Source organism: Pantoea sp. paga (assembly GCF_007558755.1).
Taxonomy (GTDB): Bacteria; Pseudomonadota; Gammaproteobacteria; order Enterobacterales; family Enterobacteriaceae; genus Pantoea; species Pantoea agglomerans.
This window is the reverse complement of record NZ_VLTF01000023.1, coordinates 1-4,004: the sequence shown is the minus strand read 5'-3', so window position 1 is coordinate 4,004 and position 4,004 is coordinate 1. Positions and strand designations below refer to the sequence as shown.

Sequence of the window (4,004 nt, the reverse complement as noted above, 5' to 3'; positions counted from 1 at the left end):
TCTGCAGGATACCGCCGTATCCGGCAAGATGCTGCTGCGGATGCACACCCTTCCGGTCCGGCGAGTACGCGAACCACACCGCCGGTGGAAGCTGTGAACCCGCGTTGCGGTCATCCCGCACGTACACCCACAGCCGGGCCGTGCGCGTTTTACCGCTTCCCGGCTCCTGCACCGGCACAGGGATATCGTCGGTATGCACCTTGCCCGGCATCAGCACGTACTGGCGCAGCAGGTCGTACAGCGGCTCCAGCAGCTCGCTGACCGCACCGGACCAGCGCCCCAGCGTGGCACGGCTCAGTTCCACGCCCTGGCGACGGTATATCTCTGACTGACGGTAGTGAGGCGTGTGCTCTGCGAACTTCGCCGTGACGATGCGCGCCAGCAGACCGGGACCTGCATAGCTGCGCTCGATGGGTTTTGACGGCATGGGGGCCTGAACGATGTGGTCACAGCTGCAGCAGGCCAGTTTTGGACGCTGCGTTTCGATAACCTTAAAGGCGCTGCTGATAAGCTCCAGCTGCTCCGATACGTCGCACCCCAGCGCAATGAGCTCGCCGCCGCATGCCGGACAGGCGGTTTCTGCCGGCGACAGCGAGCGGGTTTCGCGGGGAAGCGAGGCCGGCAGCGGTTTGCGGGCGGAAGACTGGCGCAGCGGCTGCGGCAGTACCGGGTCATGCTGCTCGCCTAGTACCTCTGCCATCTCCTCCTGCAGGGCGCTGATGCGCTCCTCCGCCTCGCGCACCTAGCGCTGCGTTTTCTCACGCAGCTTTTCGGAGCTTTTGCCGAACTGCATGCGCTGCAGCTTAGCAACCAGCGCCTTCAGGCGGTTAATTTCGCTGGCGTACGCCGCCACCCGCTGTGAGAGCAGGCGGTTACTCCGCCATTTCGCGGAGGGTGGTCTGCTGCTCCTGCAGCAGTGCCCTGAGCCGGGCGTTTTCATCAGGGTATGAGGTCTCCATAACCACACTTTACAGCAGGTTATATGCGTATTCCAGGGCGTTCCGCCCGCTGCGGATGTTTCCAGTTAATGCCTTCCAGCAGCATGGACAGTTGCGCAGGTGTCAGATGAACCTTACCGTCCTGGGTCACCGGCCAGACGAAGCGCCCCCGCTCCAGCCGTTTGGTGAACAGGCACAGGCCGTCCCGGGTCCGCCCACAGCACCTTTATCATGTCACCGCGACGCCCCCGGAAGATGAACAGATGCCCGCTGAACGGGTCATCCCGTAACGTATTCTGCACCCTGGAAGCAAGGCCATTAAAGCCGTTGCGCATGTCCGTCACGCCGGCAACCAGCCAGATGCGGGAGCCCGCAGGGAGAGATATCACCGGCATTCTCCCTGCATTTCCCGGATGAGCATCTGAAGCAGCTCCGGCGTCAGCTTTCCGCTGATACGAAGCGTGCCGGTAGGCAGAACCAGCTCACAGCAGGGGACGTCGTCGCTCAGAACGGAGGGAGGATGAGCCTGTTCGAGGCCTGATTCAGGCGTGAGCGCCACGGGCAGCATGACCGGCGCGTCTGCCCGCGCAGCCAGCAGCCCCTGCTGATAAAGGCGCCGCCAGTTGAACAGCAGATTGTCATTAATGTTATTTTCACGGGCAAGCTATGCCACGCTGACGCCGGACTGCATCGACTGCTCCACCAGTGCGATTTTGAAGTCGCGGGGGAAGTTGGGGCGTTGTGGTCGTTTGCGGGCGACAGGGATTTCACAGGGGACCGGGGCACGGGGTGGAACGGGGGATTTTCGGGATGCCTGTCGGTAAAGGCGTTTATCCAGATTTTGGCGTTGATTCGTGGCGGCAAAGGCCAGGACAGGCCGGTCTTCATGAAGCGAACAAAGAGATCGCAGGCCGTGGTTTTGGGGATGCCCAGCCTGCGTCCGGCCTCAATACGCGGCAGTTTTTCTTCAAAGTGGAGGCGAAGTACCTCAGGGAGCCATGTCCGGTGTTTCATGTGATAGTGTCCATTAAAAATGATGGACACTATTTTCCCGGAACCGGAGTCTGCTGCACAGAGGGTCTAATTGAGACGCTTACATATATTGTGGAAACAGGAAGTTACTATAACTCAATTAATTCAGTGACATAGCCTATGTTTCTCATGTTCCATTGCAATTCACGGAAGACTAAGACTAACGAAGCCTTCATTGAAAATCATAGATATTACTAATTGGATAAATTAAAAAAGGAACTAAAAATGAAATTTTACCACTTAAATAACTATAAATTGATGATAGTATTAAATGGAGCCTATATGAATATTAATCCTAATTACAGCCTTTCTACAAATACAAGATCTTATACCATCCCTTATGAAAATGAAATTTTTTCAGTTCTACAAAGTTTTTCGCAAGGCACCGATCTCGACGAACTTTCAAGAGAAGCAAGGATTCCGCTATATAATTTTTTCACTCCAATGGGTGATTATACTGCTAATGGAAGGGATTTTTATAATTCATTAGGTAGTGAACAAAAAATAGCTTTGGATAATGCAATTGAGAGGCGGCGAAATACCTTAAATTCATCAGTCAGTCATACTGGTGCTACGCAGGGATATCCATCTACAACCCTAGGTAATAGGAGCCGGCCTTCAGTATCAGCAAGTGCATCCAGGGTAATGAGGCCTCCACAAAACCGCCCATCTAATTACATTAAAATTATGAATATTATGCCGAGATTTTCACAAGGAATCGATCTCGATGTGCTGTCAAGGGAAATTGGAGTAGAACTATGGCGTTATTTCGAACCAATGGGGGATCGTACAGTGAATGGGAATGAATTCTACAATTCTTTACCTTCTCATGATCAAGAGATACTCGACAATAGTATTCGCGAACGACGAAATAACCTCAATAACCCTACAAATAGAACGGGTGAGAGAATGAGCAGGCGTAGACTACGCTAATTAGTCATACGAATTTGTGTAAATATTTTAAATTGCATCGCCATGGATGGTGATGCTTCCAAATGCCATTGTAACATTCTGCTGCAATTTATAACTATAGCCTCGAAAATGCCCATTATTGCAGCGTAAATATACCCATTTTAGTTTCACGCACTTTTTGAGATTCCGGCTATATTTGAGATTCCGGCTATATTGAGCTTGGCCCGAAATCAATGCAGTGATAAATCAGAGATCTTCGTCTTTCCGGAGACTCCGGATGAATTCAGCCGGAGTCATGTCATTTAATGACGAATGCGTTCTTTCATGATTGTACTCCCTGCGCCAGTTGTCGAACTTGTCCTGCGCATAGGAACCAGTGAATGTTGAGGCATTCATCCCGCAGGCTGCCGTTAAATGATTCAATCAGGGCATTATCTGTCGGTTTTCCGGGGCGTGAGAAGTCCATCACCACGCCATTTTCATAGGCCTATTTATCTAGGGCTTTCGAGATAAATTCGCTGCCATTACCGGTCTGCATCCGCTCTGGCAGCCGGTGGTTCAGCACGCGTAATCTCTCCATCACGCCGACCACATCCTCTCCTCTCAGCGAATTCCCGAAATGGCTCACCAGGCACTCCCGACTAAAATTATCCACTACAGTCAGCGCCCGGAAGCGTCGCCCGTTAAACAGATTATCTGACACGAACTCCATACTCCAGCACTGATCGATATGCGCAAGTACCGGGCGCTGTTTACGGTGTACCGCGCTGACATGCCTGCGTGGGCGTACCCTGCGAAGATTGAGGCCTTCCAGGCAACAGATGCGGTGCTTTTTGTGGTTAACCTGCCAGCCTTCCCGCCGCAGCTGGATATGGATGAGCGGGCAGCCATAACGTATCGGGTTTCCGCAATTTCCCGGATACGCATCGTAATCGCCTAATCGTTACGCCGGCTCTGCCAATGGTATACGGTTCTGCTCTGCATCAACAGACCACATCCCCGCCGGACGCTGATGCGATACCATCACTCGCTTTCCTAATACAAACCATGCCGGCCAGTCTGCACGCTCTGCTTAAACGCGAAGGTCGATGTCCGCCTGACGTTGAACACCGCCAGATTAAA

2 protein-coding genes and 4 pseudogenes are annotated in these 4,004 nt (G+C 52.9%); 1 reads left to right on the top strand and 5 read right to left on the bottom strand.

Going from position 1 to position 4,004, the window contains the following annotated elements; all coding sequences use genetic code 11:
• The 3 pseudogenes from FOV68_RS23775 to tnpA form a co-directional block, all read right to left on the bottom strand.
• Positions 1 to 959: pseudogene (locus FOV68_RS23775) on the bottom strand (IS66 family transposase); the annotation flags it as partial.
• A gap of 19 nt (positions 960 to 978) precedes the next feature.
• Positions 979 to 1,327: pseudogene (tnpB, locus tag FOV68_RS23770) on the bottom strand (IS66 family insertion sequence element accessory protein TnpB).
• A pseudogene (gene tnpA, locus FOV68_RS23765) lies at positions 1,324 to 1,982 on the bottom strand (IS66-like element accessory protein TnpA). Before tnpA ends, tnpB begins: the two co-directional pseudogenes overlap by 4 nt.
• Before the next feature lie 213 nt (positions 1,983 to 2,195).
• On the opposite strand from tnpA, the gene FOV68_RS23760 reads away from it, so the two are divergent.
• A complete protein-coding gene (locus FOV68_RS23760) occupies positions 2,196 to 2,903 on the top strand; it encodes a hypothetical protein (RefSeq protein WP_143991727.1) in 708 nt (235 codons plus the stop codon).
• Between the two features lie 225 nt (positions 2,904 to 3,128).
• Here FOV68_RS23760 and FOV68_RS24665 read toward each other — a convergent pair.
• Positions 3,129 to 3,348: pseudogene (locus FOV68_RS24665) on the bottom strand (transposase).
• A 21-nt stretch (positions 3,349 to 3,369) separates the two neighbouring features.
• Positions 3,370 to 3,585, bottom strand: coding sequence for a transposase family protein (locus FOV68_RS24660; RefSeq protein WP_370513306.1), 216 nt, complete (start codon positions 3,583 to 3,585; stop codon positions 3,370 to 3,372).
• Positions 3,586 to 4,004 lie beyond the last annotated feature (419 nt).